The organism is Luteibacter sp. P4_D7_3, assembly GCF_056401735.1.
This window is the reverse complement of sequence record NZ_JBFUIT010000609.1, coordinates 1-1,027: the sequence shown is the minus strand read 5'-3', so window position 1 is coordinate 1,027 and position 1,027 is coordinate 1. Positions and strand designations below refer to the sequence as shown.

The following is a 1,027-nucleotide window of genomic DNA, read 5'->3' as shown; positions in this document are numbered from 1 at the left end:
TCAGGATATCGTTCCTGCTATGTTCCGATCATGATGAGCGCGAAGATTTCCCAGTCCGACGCCCCGCTCGACGAGCGCCACGTCATCATAAGACGCGATGACGGCGATGTGGAGATGGTGGAGCTGCCRTGGGGGCTGCGCCCTCGTGACGGCGGTCCGCGCGCCGTGAACGTCGTCCGGTCGGAACCAAGGATGTTCCCGACCCACCGCTGCCTGGTGCCGGCCTCGGAGTTTCGTAAAGGCTATTGAAATTCAGCTTTCGATCTTGCGGCGGGGCCTCCTCCTGGGCTGTCGGAACCTCACCGTAGGATCCGCGTTGACAGGACACGAGGCGCAGAGAGCACGATATGGGAATTTGGCAAGGCACTTGGCGCAATCAATACGGCTCGACCGTCGTGAACACTGGTCGAGTGGTCTGAACAAAAACCTGGCGGAGAGAAATCATTTCCCCTCGGCGAGAATGCCGTCGGCCAGTTCATCTATACTGCAGACGGCCACGTGGCCGCGCAGCTCGCCCGTCATGGGCGACGTACCTTCCCATCAGGCGACTGGCGCGCGGCCAGCACAGAAGATGGCGCGCGCGCATTCAAGGAGTATTTCGGCTATTTCGGCACGTTCTCCATCGATACCGAAAGGCGGACGGTCACGCACCATATCGAGGGCGCGTGGTTCCCCAATCTGGAAGGCGGAGACCAGAAGCGCCATTACCGGTTCGAGAGCGATCTCCTGGTGCTCGACGCCGACACGGACTGGGGAAGAGTGAGGATCGTCTGGCGGAAGGCAGGAGCGCGCGACGCGAACAGGGAGAAGGCAAAATGACTAAGGTCGTCGAAACCAGACGGGTCGCTGAGGATGCCGACGCGCTCTGGGCCAATATCGGCAAATTCGGCGCGGTGGGCGAGTGGCATCCGATGCTGGCTGGGGTCGACAGCGAAGGTGAGCGCGAAGGCTGTCTGCGTGTCGCCAAGGGCCAGGACGGTAGTCGCCAGACCGAGCGCCTCCTCGAAACGGAGCCAGAGCACCATCT

Annotated in this window: 3 protein-coding genes; all 3 read left to right on the top strand. The window is 61.8% G+C overall.

Annotated features, from left to right (window positions below; genetic code table 11):
* Positions 1 to 249 (top strand): hypothetical protein (locus AC1DSN_RS23120; protein ID WP_477333229.1); only part of this gene is annotated, 249 nt, incomplete at its 5' end.
* Positions 250 to 402: 153 nt separating this feature from the next.
* Positions 403 to 819: a lipocalin-like domain-containing protein gene (locus AC1DSN_RS23115; RefSeq protein ID WP_477333231.1), complete on the top strand. Its 417-nt coding sequence runs from the start codon at positions 403 to 405 to the stop codon at positions 817 to 819.
* The coding region (locus AC1DSN_RS23110) for an SRPBCC family protein (RefSeq protein ID WP_477333227.1) at positions 816 to 1,027 on the top strand (212 nt) is incomplete at its 3' end. The genes AC1DSN_RS23115 and AC1DSN_RS23110, both read left to right, overlap by 4 nt.